The following is a 19,241-nucleotide window of genomic DNA, read 5'->3' on the forward strand; positions in this document are numbered from 1 at the left end:
AGGTTGAGTTCCGAGTGCGGCGCGCACCGGCCATCGGCAGCGAACTCGCGAGGTGAGCTGAGAGCTGTTGCCACCCCGCGCATTTCACGTCGCTCGGCGACTTCCGCCCCTCACCCTGAGGAGCCCGCCGCAGGCGGGCGTCTCGAAGGGCGAGGCCGCTGTTCCGGCCTCATGGTGCACCTCCTCACCATGAGAGGTGAGATCGAACCCAGCAGCCAGCCTTTCGAAGGACGGAGCACGCGCTTGCGCTGCCATCGTGCTACTATTCTCGCGCGTCACCCCGACGCCAATTGTTTCTCCACCGCCTTGTGATCCTGCGCCAGGCCCGCGGCGAGGCCCTTGGCCATGTCGCCGACATAGATGTCCTCCTCGCCCGCCTCGTAGCCGTCGAGGATCTCCTTGGCGGCGTCGGCCGGAGTCATCTTCGGGATGGGAAGTCCGGCCGTCATCCGGGTATCGACGGCGCCGGGCAGCGCGCCGGCGACGCGCACGCCCTTCGGCGTCAGCTCGCCGCGGAGGCCTTGCGTCAGGCTCAGCGCGGCGGCCTTGGAGGCGCAGTAGGAGCCCATCAGCGGCAGGTTCACGCGCGCCAGGATGGTGAGAATGTTGAGCACCGCGCCGTGGTTCTTGATCAGCACTGGCGCGAAGGCGCGGGTCAGCCGCAGCGGCGCGAGATAGTTGATCGCGATCTCCTCGGTGGCGATGGCGAGATCGGGTGCCAGCAGGAAGGCGGTGTTGTGGTTGACGCCGGCATTGTTGATCAGCAGCGTCGCGTCGGACGCCTGCGCCGCGGCGGCCGCCGCGTCCGCGTCGCTGGTGACGTCGAGCTTCAGCGGCACGATCTTGTCGGTGCGCGCGAGGCCCGAGACATCGCGCGCAGCGGCGTAGATCTTGGCGGCGCCGCGCGCGAGCAGCTCGGCGACGAGGGCGGAGGCGATGGCACCGGTGGCGCCGGTGATGACGACGACGGAGTCCTTGATCGAGGTACTCATGCGGCTGATCCCTGCTGCTGAGGTTGCTGACGGGACGGGGTGTCGTCGAGCCAGCCCGGCTCGACATCGGGAAGCGGAATGGCGGCGAGAAGCTGGCGCGTATAGGCGGCTTGCGGATGCGAGAAGATGCGGCCGACCGGGCCGTGCTCGACCACCTCGCCGCCCTTCAGAATGGCGACATCGTCGCACAGCACGCGGATCACCGAAAGGTCGTGGCTGATGAAGACGACGGTGAGGCCGAGCTTCGCCCTGAGTTCCTTCAGCAGCATCAGGATGTGCGCTTGGGTCGAGACGTCGAGGCCCGACACGATCTCGTCGGCGACGATGAAGTCGGGCTGCAGCGCGAGCGCACGCGCAATGCCGGCGCGCTGGCGCTGGCCGCCGGACAATTCATGCGGATAGCGATCGACGAACGATGTCGGCAGGCCGACGAGATCGAGCAGCGCTGCGGCCTTGTCGCGGCGGTCGCGCCGGCCGTTGATGCGACCATAGATCTCGAGCTGGCGCGTCAAGGTCACCGCGAGCGGCAGCCGCGGATTGAGCGAGGATTGCGGATCCTGGAAGATCATCTGAATACGCGCGCGCAACGGCCGCAGCGCGGCTTCCGAGATATGGCTGATCTCGACACCGTCGAACTGGATGCCGCCCGCGGTGGGCTCCAGCAATCGCACCAGCAGCCGGCCGAGCGTCGTCTTGCCAGAGCCGGACTCGCCGACGAGGCCGAGCACCGCGCCGCGCGGCACGGCGAGATCAACGGACTTGATGACGTCGCGCATCTCGGGCTTGCCGAACAGCGCGCGCGACCGCGCCGGATAGGCGAAGCCGAGCTGGCCGGTGCGCAGCAGGATCTCGCTCATGTCGGCCTCGCTGCGGCGAGCTGATCGAGCCGGTGTGCCTCGGCCCACAGGCTCTCGATCAGCGCCGGCGGCACCGGTTTGAGCGCGTCCGCAGGCCGATCGGCGCGCGGCGTGGCCGCGAGCAGCGCGCGCGTGTAGGCGTGATGCGGTTTCACCAGCACGTCGGCGGTGAGGCCGTCCTCAAGCACGCGGCCGGCATGCAGCACGGTCATGCTGCGGCAGATCTTGGCGACGACGCCGAGATCGTGGGTGACGAACAGGATCGCTGCGCCATGGCGCCGGCGCATCCGCTCGACCAGTTGCAGCACCTGGCGCTGCACGGTGACGTCGAGCGCGGTGGTCGGCTCGTCGGCGATGACCAGTGAGGGGTCGCAGGCGAAGGCCATCGCGATCAGCACGCGCTGGCGCATGCCGCCGGAGAGTTCGTGCGGATAGCAGTCAAGCACGCGCTCGGGATCGCGGATCGCGACTTCGGTGAGCAGTTCGACGGCGCGGCCGCGCGCGGCGCGCTTCGACAGCTTCAGGTGCAGCTGCAGCACCGCCACCATCTGCGTGCTGATGCGTCGGACGGGGTTCAGCGAGGTCATCGGGTCCTGCGGGATCAACGCGATGCGGCGTCCAAGCAGCTCGCGGCGCTGTTTGCCGGGCATCGCCAGGAGATCGCGGCCCTCGAAGCTGACGCGGCCCGCGGTGATCTTCGCTCTCGACGGCAACAGCCCGAAGATGGTGCGGCCGACCATCGACTTGCCGGCGCCGGATTCGCCGACGAGGCCGCGCACCTCGCCGGCCTCGACGCGCAGGGAGACGCCGCGCAGCACATTGGCGGCGCCGATCGCGACGTGAAGGTTGTCGATCTCGAGGATGGCGCTCATCGGCGTTGCACCGGGTCGAGCGCGGCGCGCAGGCCGTCGCCGAACAGGTTGAAGCCGATGACACTGACGATGACGGCCGCGATCGGCAGCGCCATGATCCAGGGCGCCTGATAGACGATCTGGCGGCCCTCGGTGATCATGCCGCCCCAGCTCGCGGTGTCGCCGGTGACGGAGATGCCGACGAAGGACAGGATGACCTCGACCAGGATCGCGATGCCCATCTCGACGGCGAGGAGCGTGACGATCAGCGGGATGAGATTGGGCAGGATCTCCAGCCGCAGCGCCTGCGCGCGGGTGAGACCAAGCACGCGCGCCGCAGCCGCGTAGTCGCGCGCGAGCTGGGCCTGGGTTTCGGCCCGGACGATGCGGGCAAAGCGGGTCCAGTCGACCACGACGATCGCGGCGATGACGGAGGTGAGGCCGGCGCCGATCACGGCGGCGAGCACGATCGACAGCAGCACCGGCGGGAACGCCATCCAGACGTCGATCATCCGCGACACCAGTTGATCGGGCAAGCCGCCGAAGGCGCCGGCGATCAGGCCGAGCACGACGCCGATGAGCGCTGCAAGCAGCGAGGCGATGAGTGCCACCGAGACCGCGGTGCGCGCCGAGTATATCAGCCGCGACAGCACGCAGCGGCCGAGGCTGTCGGTGCCCAGAGGAAATGCGCTCTCGCCGCCGCGGATGAAGGCCGGCGGCAGCTGGGCCGACATCAGATCCTGCTCAGTGGGATCGTGCGGGGCGATGACGGGAGCGGACAGCGCGATCAGCAGCAGCAGCGCGACGATCAGACCACCGATCCACAGCCGCGCGCCGCCGCGCGCGAGCGCGCTGCGCCATCGTGATGGCGATGCGATGATCGGACCGGAGAGAACAAGATCAGCCATTGCGGTCATCCATGGCGCAGTCGCGGATCGAGCAGCGCCACCAGCAGGTCGACGGCGAGGTTGAGGGCGATGAAGAGCACGGCAAAGGTCAGGATCAGCCCCTGGATCAGCGGGAAGTCGCGGTTGATGACGGCATCGATCGCCATGTTGCCGATGCCCTCATAGGAGAAGATGCGCTCGACCAGCACGGTGCCGCCAAGCAGCAGGGTCACCTGCACGCCCGACAGCGCCACGGTCGGGATCAGCGCGTTGGGAAACACCTCGCGCTGCAGGATGGTGGTGCGGGAGAAGCCGCGGGTGTGGGCGATCTGCGCGTAGTCCTGATCCTCCGCCTCGGCGAGCTGCGCCTTCAGAAGACGCGCGACCAGCGCGGCGAACGGCAGCGCCAGCGCCAGCGACGGCAGCAGCATATGGCGCAGCAGGTCCGTAGCGACGTCGAGGCGGAGCGTCAGCAGGCTTTCGATCAGATAGAAGTGGGTGCGGAAGGCGATTGCGAGCTGCGGATCGAGCCGGCCGGAGATCGGCAGCAGCGGCAGCAGCACGCCGAAGCCGAGCAGCAGGATCAGCGCCCACAGGAAATCCGGAATCGCGAGGAAGACGCCGTTGGTGGTGTCGAGCAGCCATTCGGCGCGGCTGCCGCGCAGCAGGCTGCCCACCAGCGCGACGGCTGTCCCCATCAGCAGAGCCATGATGACGGAGAGCGCGGCGAGCTCGAGCGTTGCGGGCAGCCGCGCGCCGACCAGCTCGAACACCTGCTGGCGCAGGCTGATCGAGCGGCCGAAATCGCCTGATGCGACCTGGCCGAGCCAGGTGACGAACTGCGACAGCAGCGGCTGGTCGAGGCCGTAGAGCGCACGCAGCCGGGCGATATCGGCGGGCGAGGCGCCCGGCGGGATCATCATCGCGATGGGATCGCCGGGCACGACGCGCAACAGCACGAACACGATGGCGCCGACGCCGAGCAGGGTCGGCGGGATCAGAGCGAGGCGCTTGAGTAGGGCGCTCCAGCGCATCGCTCTGCTCCGTCTCAGCCCTGAGTCACGAGCTGCGGCAGGATCATGCCGTTGGCCTGCGGCACCACCTTCAGCCCCTTCTTGTGTACGATCGGCTGGACGTATTGCAGCAGCGGAATCACCTCGCCTTCCTCGGCGATGTACTTGTCGACCGCCTTCCAGCCGGCGATCCGCTTGGCCTCGTCCTTCTCGCCCCACAAGGGCCCGATGCGCTCGATCAGGTCCTTGCCCTTCCAGGCCGAATGCGGCGACGGGCCGAACATCGCAAAGCCCGTCGAGGTCGTGGGATCGCCGATCGCATTGCCCCAATTGTAGAACGCGGCCGGCGCCAGCGCGTGACGCGCGCGCAGCTCGAAATGCTGGGCGATCTCGTAGACCTCGATATTGGCCTCGATGCCGACCTTGCGCCACATGCCGGCGATGGCCTGCACCATCTCGTAGTCCTTCGGCTTGAAGCCGCGCGTGGTCTGGATCGTGAACTTGACCGGCTTGGACGTCGAGTAGCCGCTCTTGGCGAGCAGGCTCTTGGCGAGCTCCGGATCATAGGCGACCTTGATCGATGGATCGAAGGCGGCGTAGCCCGGCGCTTCCAACGTATCGATCGGCACGCCATAGCCGCGCAGCAGCTTCTCGACGATCGCCTTCTTGTCGATGGCGTGATTGGCGGCGAGGCGCACATTGCGGTCGAGCATCGGATCGATGTCGGTCAGGAAGATCATGCCGATGTCGGAGATCGGCTGCGTCAAGCCTGCGAGGTTCGGCTTGGCCTTCAGACGATCGAATTCCTCATAGGGAATCTCGAAGGTGATGTCGGAGCCGCCGGATTCGATCTCGGCGACGCGGCTGGTCGGATCGGTGACAAACTTGAAGACCACGGTTTCGAACGCCGGCTTCGGCCCCCAATAGCCGGCATGCGCCTTCAGCCGCAGGAACGCGTTGCGCTCGAACGCATCGACCTTGTACGGGCCCGAGCCGATCGGCGCCTTCTCGAACCCCTCGGGGCCGACCTTTTCGTAGTAGGCTTTCGGCAGCACGTAGCCGGTGAGGAACGCCATCCATTTGAACAGCACCGGCTCGAACTCGACGACATCGGCCGTGATGGTCTGGCCATCGATCTTGAAATTGTTGATCTTGGACCACACGAACTGGATCGGGTTGCCACCCTTCGGATCGGCGGCACGGGTCAGCGACCACACCACGTCCTCCGGCGTCACCTTGGAGCCGTCATGCCAGGTCGCGTCGGAGCGCAGCTCCATCGTGACCTTGGTGCGGTCCTCGTTCCAGCCCCACTTCGTCAGCAGCCCCGGCGTGAACGAGAGATCGGCGGCCTGGCCGATATAGGGATCGAAGATCGCCTGGTAGATCGACTGGATCGTGGGATTGACGGCGGAGACGCCGACGGTCGGGTCGAACGACGGCAAATTGACGTTGTAGGCGATGGTCAGGGTGCCGGAGGCGGCGCTGGCGGGACGCAGCGGCAGGCCGGTGGCGAGCGGCAGAGCAGCCGCGCCGGCGAGCTGCAACATCGTACGGCGAGAGATCTGATGGTCACGCATGGTGATGCAACTCCAAATGAGCGAACGATGAGTGAGCAAATGACAGATTGGGGAATGGCGCCCCTGCCGGCCCCATCCCCGCCTGATGATCAGTGCGGCGCGCTCTCGGCCCAGCGCTTCATCAGCGTGTTCGAGGGCAGGCTTTCATCGACCAGCTTCTTGGCGGTCTCGACACCTGCGACCGGCAGCTTGGACGGATCGAGCAGGCCGATCTGCACCAGCACCGAGGCCTGATCCCAGTAGATGTGCTCGTTGTAGAGCTTGTCGCCGCGGAAGCGCACGATCGCGACCAGCGGGATCTCGACATATTTGCCGGTCGGCGGGATGCCCGGCAGCATCCAGTCGATCTCGATGTCGTGGGTGAAGCAGAACAGCATTTCGTCGACGACGCGGTCGGCGCCGATGGTGCGCGAGATCGGCACCAGCTTGGTATCCGCGGGCGTCTTCGGGATGAAGTGGTTGGCGTAGAACCGCAGCAGGTCCTTGTAGCCGACGCCGCCGGTCATGGTCGGGATGTGGTTGACATAGGGCTCGGCGACCATCGTGCCCATCGTCGCCTCGGCCGAGCGGGTGGCGAATTCGAGCTCGGTGTGCTTGTCCCACAACGACGACAGATCGTAATGCGGGCCCAGAACCTTCCGGAACAGGGCGATCGAGCGCGAATGCGCCATCAGGGTCGCGGGCTTGTCGAAGCTGGCGCGCTCGGGCGCGGCGAAGGCGTGATCACAGCCGGGGTAGAGATAGAACTCGGCGTCGTCGCGGCCGGCAAAGCCGGCCTTGATCGCCTCGCGCGCCTCGGCAGGCGCGAACTTGTCGAGCTCGGCGAAGTGGAAGACGATCGGGCCCTTGATGTTCTTGGCTTCCGCGATATCGGCCTCGATGCCGACGCCATAATAGGACACGGCGCAATCGACATCGGTGCGGGCGGCGGTGAGGTAGGCGAGCTTGCCGCCGAGGCAGAAGCCGAGCGCACCGACCTTGCCCTTGCATTCGGGACGGGCGCGCAGCACCTTCAGCGCGTCGGCCGTGTCCTTGATCGCGAGATTCACGTCGAAGCGCTGGTAGTAGCCGAAGGCCTTGCCGAAGTCGGCCTCGCCATAGCCGAGCTCGATACCCGGCTCGAAGCGCCAGAACAGGTCCGGCGCGAGCACGACATAGCCTTCCTCGGCGTAGTAGTCGGCAACGTCCCGCATCGATGCGTTGACGCCGAAGATTTCCTGCAGGAGCACGATGCCGGGACCGGAGCCCGACGCGGGCACCGCGAGGTAGCCCTTGAACGTGCCGCCATCGGCGGCGGCGATGTCGATCCACTGTCCAGCGCTTTTGCCAGCCATCGTCATGCTCCCCGGTCCTGCCAGCGTCCACAGTGACGCCGGGCCTCATGTGTTTTCTTCATTGAATTTTTAATGTAAAAATGTCGGATGTAAACAGTAGAGATTGAGCATGCGCTGCACAAGCGTTGTGCGGAGCGGCATCGGGAGACGGGATTTTGAAAAGGGCGACGAACGCCGCAGCCAAGCGCAAGACCGTGACGGTCAAGGCAAATTCGACGGGCAGCAAGGCTCGCTCACGGGCCGACAAAGCTGCTGAGAGGAGCGACAACCAGGACAGCAAGGGCGATAGCAGAGGCTCCTGGCACCTGGCCCGCAGCGACGCCGAGCGGCGGCTGTCCGAGTTCGAGTTCGCGCTGGAGCGGCTGGCGCAGTCCTATTATCGCTGGAAGGCGTCCTGCCTCGCCGCCGTCTGCGAGGTGCCGCTGACCGGCGACGACGTCGCCGTGCTCAACGTCGTGCGCATGGGCGACGAGCCGAAGCGGCTCGCCGAGGTCGGCCAATTGCTCAACCGCGTCGACGTGCCCAACCTGCAATATGCGACGCGCAAGCTGGTGCGCGCCGGACTGATCGAGACCGAGGGGCGCTCATCGCGCAAGGAGACGCGCTATCGCGCCACGGCGCGCGGCCGTGCCGTCACCGAGGACTATGCGGCGCTGCGCGCGGCGACGCTGCCGCCGATGTTCGATGCCGTGCCCGGCTGGATCGACAGTTGCGCGGCGACGACCGCGCAGCTCGACCAGATGGCGGGGCTCTATGGCCAGGCGACGCGGGTGGCGATCACCAAGCGTCATCAGTCGTGAGATCGTTCAGGCGGGTCGCGTCTCCCGCCTGAATAAGACGTAGAGCGCTGGCAGCACCAGCAGGGTCAGTATCGTCGAGGAGATGATGCCGCCGATGACGACGGTAGCGAGCGGGCGCTGCACCTCGGCGCCGGCGCCGGTGGCGAGTGCCATCGGCACGAAGCCGAGGGAGGCGACCAATGCCGTCATCAGCACCGGCCGTAGTCGCGCCAGCGCGCCGTCCTCAACGGCGGCCATGATGTTCCGTCCCCCCTGGCGCAGCCGTTCGATGAAGGCAATGATGACGAGGCCGTTGAGCACGGCGACGCCCGACAGCGCGATGAAGCCGACGCCCGCCGAGATCGACAGCGGCAGGCCGCGCAGCAGCAGCGCGGCGATGCCGCCGGTCAGCGCCAGCGGCACGCCGGAGAACACCAGCGCGGCATCCGCGAGCGAGCCCATGCTCATGAACAGCAGCAGGAACACCAGCGCCAGCGCGATCGGCACCACGATGGTGAGCCGCTTGGTGGCGGAGAGCAGCTGCTCGAACTGGCCGCCCCAGCCGATCCAATAGCCCGGCGGCAGCTTCACCTTTTCGGCCACTGCTGCCCGCGTTTCGGCGACGAACGAGCCGAGGTCGCGGGCACGCACATTGGCCGTCACGACGATGCGGCGCTTGCCGTTCTCGCGGCTGACCTGGTTCGGCCCAGGCGCCGAGGCGACCGCGGCCACCGACGACAGCGGCACGTAGCGCGGCTGCGCGGCGGCGTTGAATGCAGTGCGCAGTGGCGCCGCGCTTGCGTCCTCAGCCGCAGGCAGCGGGATCGGGATAGCGCGGATCGTATCGAGATTGCCGCGCAGACGCTCGGGCAGGCGGACGACGATGTCGAAGCGGCGGTCGCCGTCGAACAGCTTGCCGACAGCCTTGCCGCCGATCGCGATCTCGACCACGTTCTGAACCTCGGCGATGCTGAGGCCGTAGCGCGACAGCGCCTGGCGGTCGATCTTCACGGTCAGGATCGGCAGGCCGGCGACCTGCTCGGTCTTGATGTCGGTGGCGCCATCGATGCCGCGGATCGCGGCTTCGACCTGGCGCGCGGCGCCCTGCAGGATGTCGAGATCGTCGCCGAAGATCTTGACGCCGACATTGCTGCGCACGCCGGAGATTAGCTCGTTGAAGCGCAGCTGAATAGGTTGCGAGATCTCGTAGTTGCTGCCCGGGATCTCGTCGGCGGCTCGCTCGATCTCGGCAACGAGGTCGGCTTTCGGCTTCGCCGGATCAGGCCACTCGCTGCGCGGCTTCAGCATGATGGTGCCGTCGCCTTGCGACGGCGCCATCGGGTCGGTCGCGACCTCGGCGGTGCCGATGCGGGTGAAAACGTCCTTGACTTCGGGGATCTGCCGCAGCCGCGCCTCGAGCGCCTTCTGCAGATCGACCGAGAGTGTCCCGATTTTCGGAACAGGTCATCGACCGGCGGTAAGCCGTGCCGCATGAGCACGCCGTATTGGCGGCATGCAGCCTGCTTGATTGACTCGCTGCCTTCGCAAACTAAGGTTCGCGCTAGAACAAGACAGCGCAGGATCGTCGTATCGATCGGCGGTCAGCGCGAAGGATCGGACGGCAAATGACTTTGGCGATGAGCTGGGACGAATGGGCCCGGCATGACGGCATGGCACTCGCAGCCCGCGTTCGCAACGGCGAACTGACCGCGGCGGAGCTGGCGCAGCAGGCTGCCGAGGGCATCGCCAAGGTCGATCCGCAACTATCAGGCGTTGTGGAAGTCTTCGCCGACGCGGTGGACGATCCGATCAAGGCCGGCGCGAATGCCGATGGCTCGTTCGCCGGCCTGCCGTTCCTGATGAAGGATCTCGGACCGACCATGGCCGGGCGCCTGCAGGAGCAGGGCTCGCTCTACATGCGCGGCAACCGTCCGGCCGCAGACACGCACCTCACGAAAAAGATGCGCAGGGCCGGCCTCAATCTGATGGGCCGCACGACGACGCCGGAGTTTGGCGTCTGCAGCTCGGCGGAAAATCCTGCGGTCTACGTCACGCGCAACCCGTGGGACACGGACTACACGACCTGCGGCTCCTCGGCGGGAAGCGCCGCGATGGTCGCGGCCGGCGTAGTGCCGATCGCGCATGCGACCGACGGCGGGGGTTCGATCCGGATTCCCGCAGGCGTCAACGGCAACATCGGTTTGAAAGTTTCGCGCGGCGTGTTCTCGATCGCGCCGCATCTGTCGGATCTCTCCGGCCTGGTCTCGATCCAAGGCTGCCAGTCGCGCAGCGTGCGCGACACCGCCGCCTTCGTCGACCATTGCCGGGGCGGCGCGCCGGGCGAGTTCATGCCGTATTGGACTGCTCCGGAGCCCTATGTCGAGCTGATCAAGCGCGATCCCGGCAGGCTCAGGATCGCGCTGTCGCATCAATGGGGCGACTATCGCGCGACGCCGCACATCGCGTCCGAGCTTCAGCGCGTCGGAAAATTCCTCGAAGGTCTCGGTCATCACGTCGGCTATGCTCTGCCGGACGTCGACTATCGCGCGGCGTTCGCGGCGCAGACCACCTGCTACATCTCGAACTTCGCCATGGTCATCAACAACCTGCTGGCGCAGCGGAAGCTCGAGCGGCCGCCGGCCGAACTGATCGAACCGATCAACATTCGCATCTGGGAGGCCGGCCGCGGCACCAGCTTCGCCGAGCGCGCGGCAATGCAGGCCGTGTTCAACACCACGTCGCGCGCCTTCGGCGCCTTCTTCGAGGAGTGGGACATCATCCTGACGCCGATCACGGCGCTGCCGACCCCGAAGATCGGCACCACGGAATATCTGACGATCAGCGACAATCCGGACGTGCTCGACTGGTTCGGCAATCTCTGGCGCAACTTCGCCTTCACGCCGCTCGCCAATCTCTGCGGCATCCCGGCGGTCTCGCTGCCGCTCGCCACCAACGAGCACGGCCTGCCGCTCGGCATCCAGGCGATCGGCAAGCAGGCCGATGACGGCCTGTTGCTGCAGCTGGCTGCTCAGATCGAGCGCGCCATCGACGGTCGATGGAATGGCGGTGCCACGCCGGCGGTCCACGTCACCAAGGGGTGACGGCGACCGCGGGCCGGCGGTTAATCGCGCGAACGGCTGCTCACCTCGGCCATCCACGGCGAGTCCTGCAGCGCGGCAATGCCGATGTCGTCGAGCACGAAGCGCGGCCGGATCCGGCGCGCGTCGCTGTCCTGGATCATGGCCATCCGCTGGTTGTCGAGCAGCAGCCAATGTCCATCGAGGCGCGCCGATGCCACGGCGTGATCTTCGCCGCTGATGGTGTCACGCAGGATGATGATGCGCAGATCCCGCTGCGGCAGCCCCGCCAGCCGCAACGCAACGAATTTCGCGATCGCGTAGTCCTCGCAATCGCCGGCCAGGCTGGCGAAGGTGGCGAGCGGGGATGCCCAGACGTCCATTTCGCCATATTGAGCGAGATCGCTCGCGGGGCGGATCGCCAGATTGATCGCGCGGTTGATCTCGCCAAGGCGGGCGCGGCCTTCCCGGGCGCGGCCCTGGTCGACGATGGCGAGCAGCCGCAACGCGGCGGGCGAGGCACAACGCTCGCGATCGCCGTCGCACAGCGCGAGCTGCACGCGCTCGTCGTCGAGCTTGCGCGCAAGCGTGAGCCATTTGTCGCGCAGTGGGCCCGCCTCGATCTCCGTCCGCAGCAGGCCGAACGGCTCCGGATCGCCGATCGCCGACCCAAGGCCGCGCGGCTGTCCGATCGGACCGGCGCTGACCGGGCTGCTCGCCCAAAGGATCGCACTGGCGGCCGCAGCCGCAAATGAAGCGCGCATCAGCGCGAGAAGAGTCATGTCACGCCCCGTGGCCGGACCTCTGCCGCGCATGGCGCGTGCGAGGTTCCGATTACTTGTTGAACTCAACATCTGAGCTGGCGCTTTGGCGCGGCTTAAAAACGGGGCGCTCGCGATAAAATCGTGATGATCAAGCTGAACGTTGTGTTGCCCCTCGGCGACAAATCTTAGCGAAAGCGAGACGGGGGTCGCGAAAGGCCATGCCGATTCGCGGTCAGGTTGTGGCTCCGCGGCTTCCGCGGACTCGGCTAAATCGATGCAATTTGTAGATTTCCGCTGCCCCGCTTACCATCGATCGCTTGAAACTCCCTCGCGGGAGTATGCCGGTACGGATGCGGTGGTCGGATCCTGTAATGTGCATAAAATCTATTCTTCTAAAGACTTACTTTCATTCATCTACGGCTCATGAATACTTTATTATACATGAAATTCATTGAACTAAAGAAGGCGTAATCTTGACGGCATCAAAGCAAACTCGTGAGTTGCGCCGTTTCCGGCTCATTCGGGCACAAGCTCAAGATGGTTCCTCCTGACACTTGCCAGTGATATGCAGACTTCGAACGCCAATTGTTATGTAATAATTAACCATAATCGGTGCCCCCGTGAATTACGCTGGCAAATCTGACGCCGCGCTTTTCTCAGATGGCCTGGGCACGTCCGCGTCGAAGCTCGTGAAGCTGGACGCGCCGCATGCGCACGCGCCGGCGGACGCGATCGTCGTTGCCGACGCCCATTTCTTGTTCCATGCCGATTTCAAGCGGTCGGGTGTCGACCTCGTGCTGTCGTCCGACGGCCGCGAAATGGTCGTGCACGATTATTTCAAGGGCGAGAAGCGGGCCGCGCTGGCCTCGCCCGATGGCGCCCACCTGACCGGCGATCTCGTGAGCGCGCTGTCCGGCGCCGTCCAGGTCAGCCAGGCCGGCGGCGCCGCCAGCGCCGGCAAGGTGATCGGCCACGTCACCAAGCTGCAGGGCACCGCGACGGTTATTCGCAACGGCGTCTCGATCCTGCTGCACAACGGCGACAACGTCGAGAAGGGCGACATCGTCCAGTCCGGCTCGAACTCGACGCTCGGCATCACCTTCATCGACGGCACCGTGTTCGGCCTGTCCTCGAACGCGCGAATGGTGCTGAACGAGATGGTCTACGACCCCAACGGGTCGAACAACTCATCGCTGATCAGCCTGGTCGCCGGCACGATCTCCTTCGTGGCGGGCGAAACCGCCAAGCATGGCGACATGAAGGTCGACACGCCGGTTGCCACAATGGGCATCCGCGGCACCGCCGTGCTGGTCGAGATCGACTTCACGGTGCCGGGGCAGGGCACTCTGCCCGACGCCAAGTTCCAGGTGCTGGTCGAGCCTGACGGCCGCACCGGCTCCTACGTGCTGTTCGACAAGACGACCTTGCAGCCGATCGCTCTCGTCAACCAGGCCGGGCAGCAGATCCAGATCAGCAACGGCGTGGTGAACCAGACGACGGTGCCGCTGACGCCGGACGTTCAGAAGCTGATCAACGACGTCTTCACGCTGAAGTTCACCGACAATTCCAACACCAACCCGAAGACGACGACCAAATTCGCCGATCTTGGCGTCCCGCAGGCGCTCCAGCCGGTAAGTCTGCCAAACGGCACCACGGCAACGCCGAAGGTTGTCTTCACCGACGGTCCCACACCGACCAATACGGGCGGAAATACATCGACGGGCCTGGACCACTATGCCGGCGCGCCGGAGGTCCGGGTGCTCGACGCCAATGGCGGGCTCAGCTCGAGCTTCGCTGTTACCGAGCGCCCTGGCCAGACCGGGATCAGCACCGATCTCGATACGGTGCTCAGCCGAGTGAATTTCGGCGACATCAATCCCGGCGACCTGCCGACGGTGTCGGTCAGCTTCAAGTCCTTCGCCTATCAGAGCGCGCAGCAGTCCAACGTGACCGGCTCCTTGAACGCCCTGCAACTGCAGGACGTCATGGCCACAGCGGTGGCGATCAAGGTCACCCCGGATCCGAACAACAAGAACTACGGCTCGGCCACGCTGACCTATAGCGTCCCCGATAGCGCATTCGACTTCCTCGGCGCCGGCGAGACGTTGACCCTGACCTACATGGTGCGCGTCGACACCAACTACGCGCTGGCCAACGAATTCACATTGGTGCCGATCACGATCACCGTGACCGGCACCAATGACAAGCCGCAGATCTCGTCGAGCGCCCAGACGGTCGCATTCGCGGGCGGCACGGGCAGGGAGGGCGGAGCGCTGAAGTCGGTCGACGCGACCTCGGGAACGCTCAACTTCACCGACGTCGATCTCACCGACACCCATGTCGTTTCGAAAGCGTTGACGTCGTCTGATCGCGCGAGCATTCCCGACACGCTCTGGACTCTCTTCGACAAGGCCCTGACCGTGTCGCTCGCGACGGACTCGACGGGAACGGGGAACGGCTCGGTCACCTGGAAGCTGTCCGATCTTCCCGCCTATGTCGCCGACTTCATTCCCAAGGGTCAGACGATCAGCCTGACCTACACGATCACGGTTGCGGATTCGCACGGCGGCACCGACACGCAAACCGTCGTGGTCAACATCACGGGCACGGATGATCCGGCCGTGGTCTGGATCGCGACGCAGACCGGCGAGGGCGGGACCGGTGCGCTGCATCACTGGAGCGGCGGTGCGAATTGGGAGACCGGCCAGGCGCCGACCGCCAGCGATGACGTGTGGATCGTCACCGATCAATTGCACGGCCTGACCCCTTCCTTCCCCGTCACCATCGATCAGGCGGCCTTCGCCCGATCGCTGACAATGAACGACTTCGGCGAAGCGGGACAGGTGCCGGAGCTCGACAACGCCAGCACGCTGACGGTCAGCGGCGCGCTGACTGTGAACGCCGATGCGCGGATCTACAACTTCGCGGACGCGACCATCGGCATCGGCGGCGCAGCGCAGTTCCTCGACCATAGCGAACTGCATAATTCCGGCACGGTGCTGCTCTCCGGCGGTGGCGTGTTCGGCAGCGACGCCAGCATCAGCAACACCGGAACGATCGAGCTCTCCGGCGGCACGCTGATCGTGTATGGCGACGTCGAAAACGGCGGCGAAGAGTCTTCCGGCCTGATCGAGGTGGATCAGGGCGCCATCCTGACGCTCGACGGCGGCACCATCGATGGCGGCACGGTCGTGGTCCAGGGCGCGCTCGTCGTTCAGACGTTCGGCACGCTGGAGACCGGGGAGGACGCGCCGCAACTTCCTGACGGCGTGCTCGTGCTGAAGGGCGGCGCCGACATCGGCGGTGGGGAGCTCGTCAATTTCGGCACCATCGAAGTGTCCGGCAGCGGCAACGCGATCTCGGACGAGAAAGTCACCAATTCCGGCCAGATCTTGGTCAAGGCGCAGGGCGCGCTGGATCTCGATCTCGGGACCAACATTGACAACGCCGACGGCGTCGTCACGGTGGAAGCGGCGGCCAAGCTGACGCTCTCGGAGGCGAGGATCACCGACGGCACCGTGACCAATGACGCCGGTGGAACGATCGCCTTGACGGGAGACGCCGCGCTTCTCGGCGGCACGCTCGACAATTCCGGCACCGTCAACGTGTCGGGCCTCGGCAATGCGTTCGAAGACGAGACCATCACCAATGCAAGCGCGGCGACGATTGCGATCGCGCTCGGTGGCGTGCTCTCACTGTCCGGCACCAGCGTGGCCGGCGGCACGATCGGCAATGACGGCACGATCTTGGTCACCGGCGACAGCAGCATCGACGGCAGTGCCGTCGATGGCGGTACACTGCTGATCGGCGATGCCGGCGGCATTGACGGTCCTGGCAATCTCCGGCTGGTTTCGACGGAGGATGGGCCGCCCGAAACGTCCTGGACGCCCGTGACGCTGACCGTGACGGGCGCCGCAACCGTCACCGATGCCGACATCGGCATCGCGCCCGATTCCACGCTCGAGGTCGCCTCCGCGGATGGCGCGACCATGACCGGGGTCTGGATCGACAATTTAGGGACCGTCAAGGTCGATCAGGAAGCGCTGCTGCAACTCGAGGACAGCACGATCGCGGGCGGCGGCCTCGTCAACCGCGGCATTGTGCATGTCGAGACCGCGGACGCGACCACGTTCGACAGCGTCACGATCGACAATGCCGGCGGTCAGATCATCATCGATGACGAGGGCGACACCCCCGTGCCGTCCACCCTGGTGCTGGAGGGCGATACCTCGCTCACCGGCGGCGCATTGAGCATCGGCATCGTCGGCACGCTGGAAATCTCCGGCGACGGTGTGACCCTGTCGGACATGCATGTCTACAATTCCGGCGTGTTCACCGTGGACGTCGATGCGCTGCTCACCCTGGCCGGCACCACCGTGAGCGGCGACGGCACGCTGCGCATCTACGGCACGCTTACAGCCAGCGGCTTTACCAGCATCGACGGCCCGATCATCAACGACGGCACGATCGAGATCGTCGGTGGGACGTTCCAGATCAACGGCTCGCTCGTCAACGACGGCACCATCGAGATCACCGCCGGCATCTTCGAGATCGACGGCTCGATCTCCGGCTCCGGCACGATCGCCGTCGATCCCGGTGCTGTGCTCCACGTCGCCGGAGGCAATACGCAGACGATCGATTTCAGCGGCGACGGCAGCAGCACGCTGGTTGTGGACGACGCCGGCTTCGCCGCGAAGATCACCGGCCTCGGCGTCTCGGACAAGATCGACCTCACGACGATCAAATGGGATCCGGCGACCACAACCGCGTCCTATGATTCGAAGAGCGGCGTGCTCACGGTCGTCGGTGGCGATGGCCACAGCATCAGCCTGACCCTGAGCGGCGCCGACTATGCGAATGCGCATTTCGTCGGTCGCGACGATGGTCATGGCGGAACGCTCATCACGCTGGTGGCCGATGACGCGGCGCCGCTGATCGCCGACGCCAATCTGTCCGGCGGCATCGTGGAAACGGCAGGCGCGACGGGAGCGAGCGACCTGCACAGCGTCGGCGGCACGATCCACTTCACCGATGTCGACCTGACCGATCGCCCGACCGCGGCCATCCTCGAGAACGCTCAGAGCGTGACCTGGACCGCGGCTGACCAGCAAACCGATCTGTCCGCCCAGCTGACGCCGGCCCGGGTCGCGGCGCTGGAGCAGGCGCTCCAGCTCAACCAGAGCGGCAACACCAACAATGGCGCGGTCGACTGGACCTACGCCATCGCCGACGGCGCGCTCGACTTCCTCGGCGCCGGCCAGACGGTCACGGTGACATCGACGGTGACGCTCGACGATCACCACGGCGGCACCGCAACCTCGACGATCGTCGTCACTCTCACAGGCACCAACGACAAGCCGGTGGTCACCTCCTTGCCGCAAGGTGCGGAGATTTCCGAGCAGACCGGCAAGTCCGGGTCGAGCAGTCTCGATACCACGCACGGCACGATCAGCTTCACCGATGCCGACGTCACCGACACCCATGTCGTGAAGGTGACCGGCGTCGCTGCCGACGGCGATGTCGCTGGGCTTCCGACGGATACGTCCGTGCTCAAGGGCTGGCTGTTGCTCGGAGCGCTCACCGATTCCACCGGCGGCGGCGCGGCCTCGCAGTCCTGGACCTTCGCGGCCCAGGACAAGATGTTCGACTATCTCGGTGTCGGCCAGCACGTGACACTGACTTACGATGTCGAGATATCCGACGGTCATGGCGGCGTCGCCAGCACCTCCGTCACCATCACGATCAACGGCGCGGAGGATGCGCCTGTCATCACCGGCGAGGCCAATCCCCCGGTTCAGACCGTCGTCCTGACGGAGCATGCGCTCGTGGTCGCGAGCCCCTCCAGCACCAACGTTGTGGGGATGCCGACCGAAACCTTCGATCACGTCTCGAGGGATGCTGATGACGAGGGGCGCAGCGATGGCAGCTTCTACAGTCACGCGCTGCATGCAACTTTTACGTCGAGCGGTGCTGCCGGCATCGTGCAGGGTTCCTCGTCGGTGTCTGCTGCGCCCTACATGGATGGCGGCCGGGACCAGACGCCCTATCTCACGATCGGCGGCGGTGCGCACGAGACGATCACCTTCGACACCGCCAAGAACAGCTTCGGGCTGTATTGGGGCTCCGTCGACAGCTACAACAGCATCTCCTTCTACAACGGCACCAAGCTGGTCGCGTCCTACACCGGCAGCGATGTGGCGCCCCTGGTCGCCAGTGGAGGCCAGACGTCGCTCGCCTCGAACGGCTATGTCGAGTTCCTCGGCCTGTCGCCATTCAACAAGGTGGTGCTCGCCAGCGGCGCCAATGCCTTCGAGATCGACAATGTCTCGGCCGGCAACGTTCCGGATCAGCCGGTGAAGCTCGCCAGTGGCTTGTCGGGCACCTTGACGGTGCTCGACAAGGACATCGGTGACGTGTTGAGCGCCGCGGTGCTCGGCGACGGCGTCGTCAAGTACAACGGCTCGGCGAGCCTGCCGGAGAACGTCCATCTCGGGGCCCTGGCCAGCGCCGGCGCGATCTCGTTCGACAGCGTGACCTCCGACGGCGGCGCGGACGTGCTGCATTGGAGCTACCACCCCGAGGCCGTGAACCTGGATTTCCTCAAGCCGGGCGACACGCTGACGGTCACCTATCAAGCGAAGGTCGGCGACGGCCACGACCTGTCGAGCACCAAGGCGCTCACGATCACCCTGGTCGGTAACGGCGCATCGACGATCAACGGCACCGCTCAGGACGACAATTTCGTCAATGTCGGCGGTGGCGTCACCATCTTTGGCAAGGGCGGCAACGACACCTTCGTGTTCAACCCGCATTTCGGCAGCGCCACGATCGGCGATCTCGATCTCGCCAAGGACAGTGTCGAGATCGATCACGCGCTGTTCGCCAACATGGACGCGCTCGTCGCCTCGGCGCAGTCCGCCAACAACGGCCACGATACCGTCATCACCGATGCGGCACATGATACGCTGACGCTCAAGGGCGTGACGCTCGACCAGTTCAAGGCGCATCACGACGGCTTCCACCTGGTTTGAGCCGGGGTTGCAGCAGCGCGGTTCGGGGTGGGAACGTCAGGCGTAGCCATCCCCGGCATAGCCGGACGCCTCGGATCGC

The 19,241-nt window shown here is 65.9% G+C and carries 11 protein-coding genes and 1 pseudogene; 3 read left to right on the plus strand and 9 right to left on the minus strand.

Annotated features, from left to right (window positions below; genetic code table 11):
- Window positions 1–275: 275 nt before the first annotated feature.
- The 7 genes from BRADO_RS04140 to BRADO_RS04170 all read right to left on the minus strand — a co-directional run bounded on the left by BRADO_RS04140 (window position 276) and on the right by BRADO_RS04170 (window position 7,511).
- A complete protein-coding gene (locus BRADO_RS04140; protein WP_011924060.1) occupies window positions 276–992 on the minus strand; it encodes an SDR family oxidoreductase in 717 nt (238 codons plus the stop codon).
- On the minus strand, window positions 989–1,849 hold the full coding sequence (locus tag BRADO_RS04145; RefSeq protein ID WP_011924061.1) for an ATP-binding cassette domain-containing protein: 861 nt from the start codon (window positions 1,847–1,849) through the stop codon (window positions 989–991). The genes BRADO_RS04140 and BRADO_RS04145 overlap by 4 nt, the downstream gene beginning before the upstream one ends.
- Window positions 1,846–2,721: an ABC transporter ATP-binding protein gene (locus BRADO_RS04150; protein WP_011924062.1), complete on the minus strand. Its 876-nt coding sequence runs from the start codon at window positions 2,719–2,721 to the stop codon at window positions 1,846–1,848. Before BRADO_RS04150 ends, BRADO_RS04145 begins: the two co-directional genes overlap by 4 nt.
- Window positions 2,718–3,608 (minus strand): ABC transporter permease, encoded by an 891-nt coding sequence (locus BRADO_RS04155; RefSeq protein ID WP_041756079.1) that lies wholly within the window; start codon window positions 3,606–3,608, stop codon window positions 2,718–2,720. Before BRADO_RS04155 ends, BRADO_RS04150 begins: the two co-directional genes overlap by 4 nt.
- 5 nt (window positions 3,609–3,613) lie before the next feature.
- Entirely contained in the window at window positions 3,614–4,621 is a 1,008-nt protein-coding gene (locus tag BRADO_RS04160; protein ID WP_011924064.1) for an ABC transporter permease, read from the minus strand.
- A 14-nt stretch (window positions 4,622–4,635) separates the two neighbouring features.
- Window positions 4,636–6,177, minus strand: coding sequence for an ABC transporter substrate-binding protein (locus BRADO_RS04165; protein WP_011924065.1), 1,542 nt, complete (start codon window positions 6,175–6,177; stop codon window positions 4,636–4,638).
- 89 nt (window positions 6,178–6,266) lie between these two features.
- Window positions 6,267–7,511 carry a dienelactone hydrolase family protein gene (locus tag BRADO_RS04170; protein ID WP_011924066.1) on the minus strand — a complete coding sequence of 415 codons (1,245 nt, stop codon included), beginning with the start codon at window positions 7,509–7,511 and terminating at the stop codon, window positions 6,267–6,269.
- A gap of 155 nt (window positions 7,512–7,666) precedes the next feature.
- On the opposite strand from BRADO_RS04170, the gene BRADO_RS04175 reads away from it, so the two are divergent.
- Window positions 7,667–8,311 (plus strand): winged helix DNA-binding protein, encoded by a 645-nt coding sequence (locus BRADO_RS04175; protein WP_011924067.1) that lies wholly within the window; start codon window positions 7,667–7,669, stop codon window positions 8,309–8,311.
- A 6-nt stretch (window positions 8,312–8,317) separates the two neighbouring features.
- Here BRADO_RS04175 and BRADO_RS04180 read toward each other — a convergent pair.
- A pseudogene (locus BRADO_RS04180) lies at window positions 8,318–9,736 on the minus strand (efflux RND transporter permease subunit); the annotation flags it as partial.
- A 179-nt stretch (window positions 9,737–9,915) separates the two neighbouring features.
- Between BRADO_RS04180 and BRADO_RS04185 the strand changes: the two are divergent.
- The gene (locus BRADO_RS04185; protein WP_011924069.1) at window positions 9,916–11,391 is read left to right on the plus strand and encodes an amidase; all 1,476 of its coding nucleotides are present in this window, start codon (window positions 9,916–9,918) and stop codon (window positions 11,389–11,391) included.
- A gap of 20 nt (window positions 11,392–11,411) precedes the next feature.
- Here the strand turns inward: BRADO_RS04185 and BRADO_RS04190 are convergent, their stop codons facing one another.
- Window positions 11,412–12,149, minus strand: coding sequence for a transglutaminase-like cysteine peptidase (locus BRADO_RS04190; protein WP_083794822.1), 738 nt, complete (start codon window positions 12,147–12,149; stop codon window positions 11,412–11,414).
- Between the two features lie 602 nt (window positions 12,150–12,751).
- Between BRADO_RS04190 and BRADO_RS04195 the strand changes: the two genes are divergently transcribed.
- On the plus strand, window positions 12,752–19,162 hold the full coding sequence (locus BRADO_RS04195) for a VCBS domain-containing protein (RefSeq protein WP_011924071.1): 6,411 nt from the start codon (window positions 12,752–12,754) through the stop codon (window positions 19,160–19,162).
- Window positions 19,163–19,241: the final 79 nt, after the last annotated feature.

This window comes from Bradyrhizobium sp. ORS 278 (genome assembly GCF_000026145.1).
Lineage (GTDB): Bacteria > Pseudomonadota > Alphaproteobacteria > Rhizobiales > Xanthobacteraceae > Bradyrhizobium.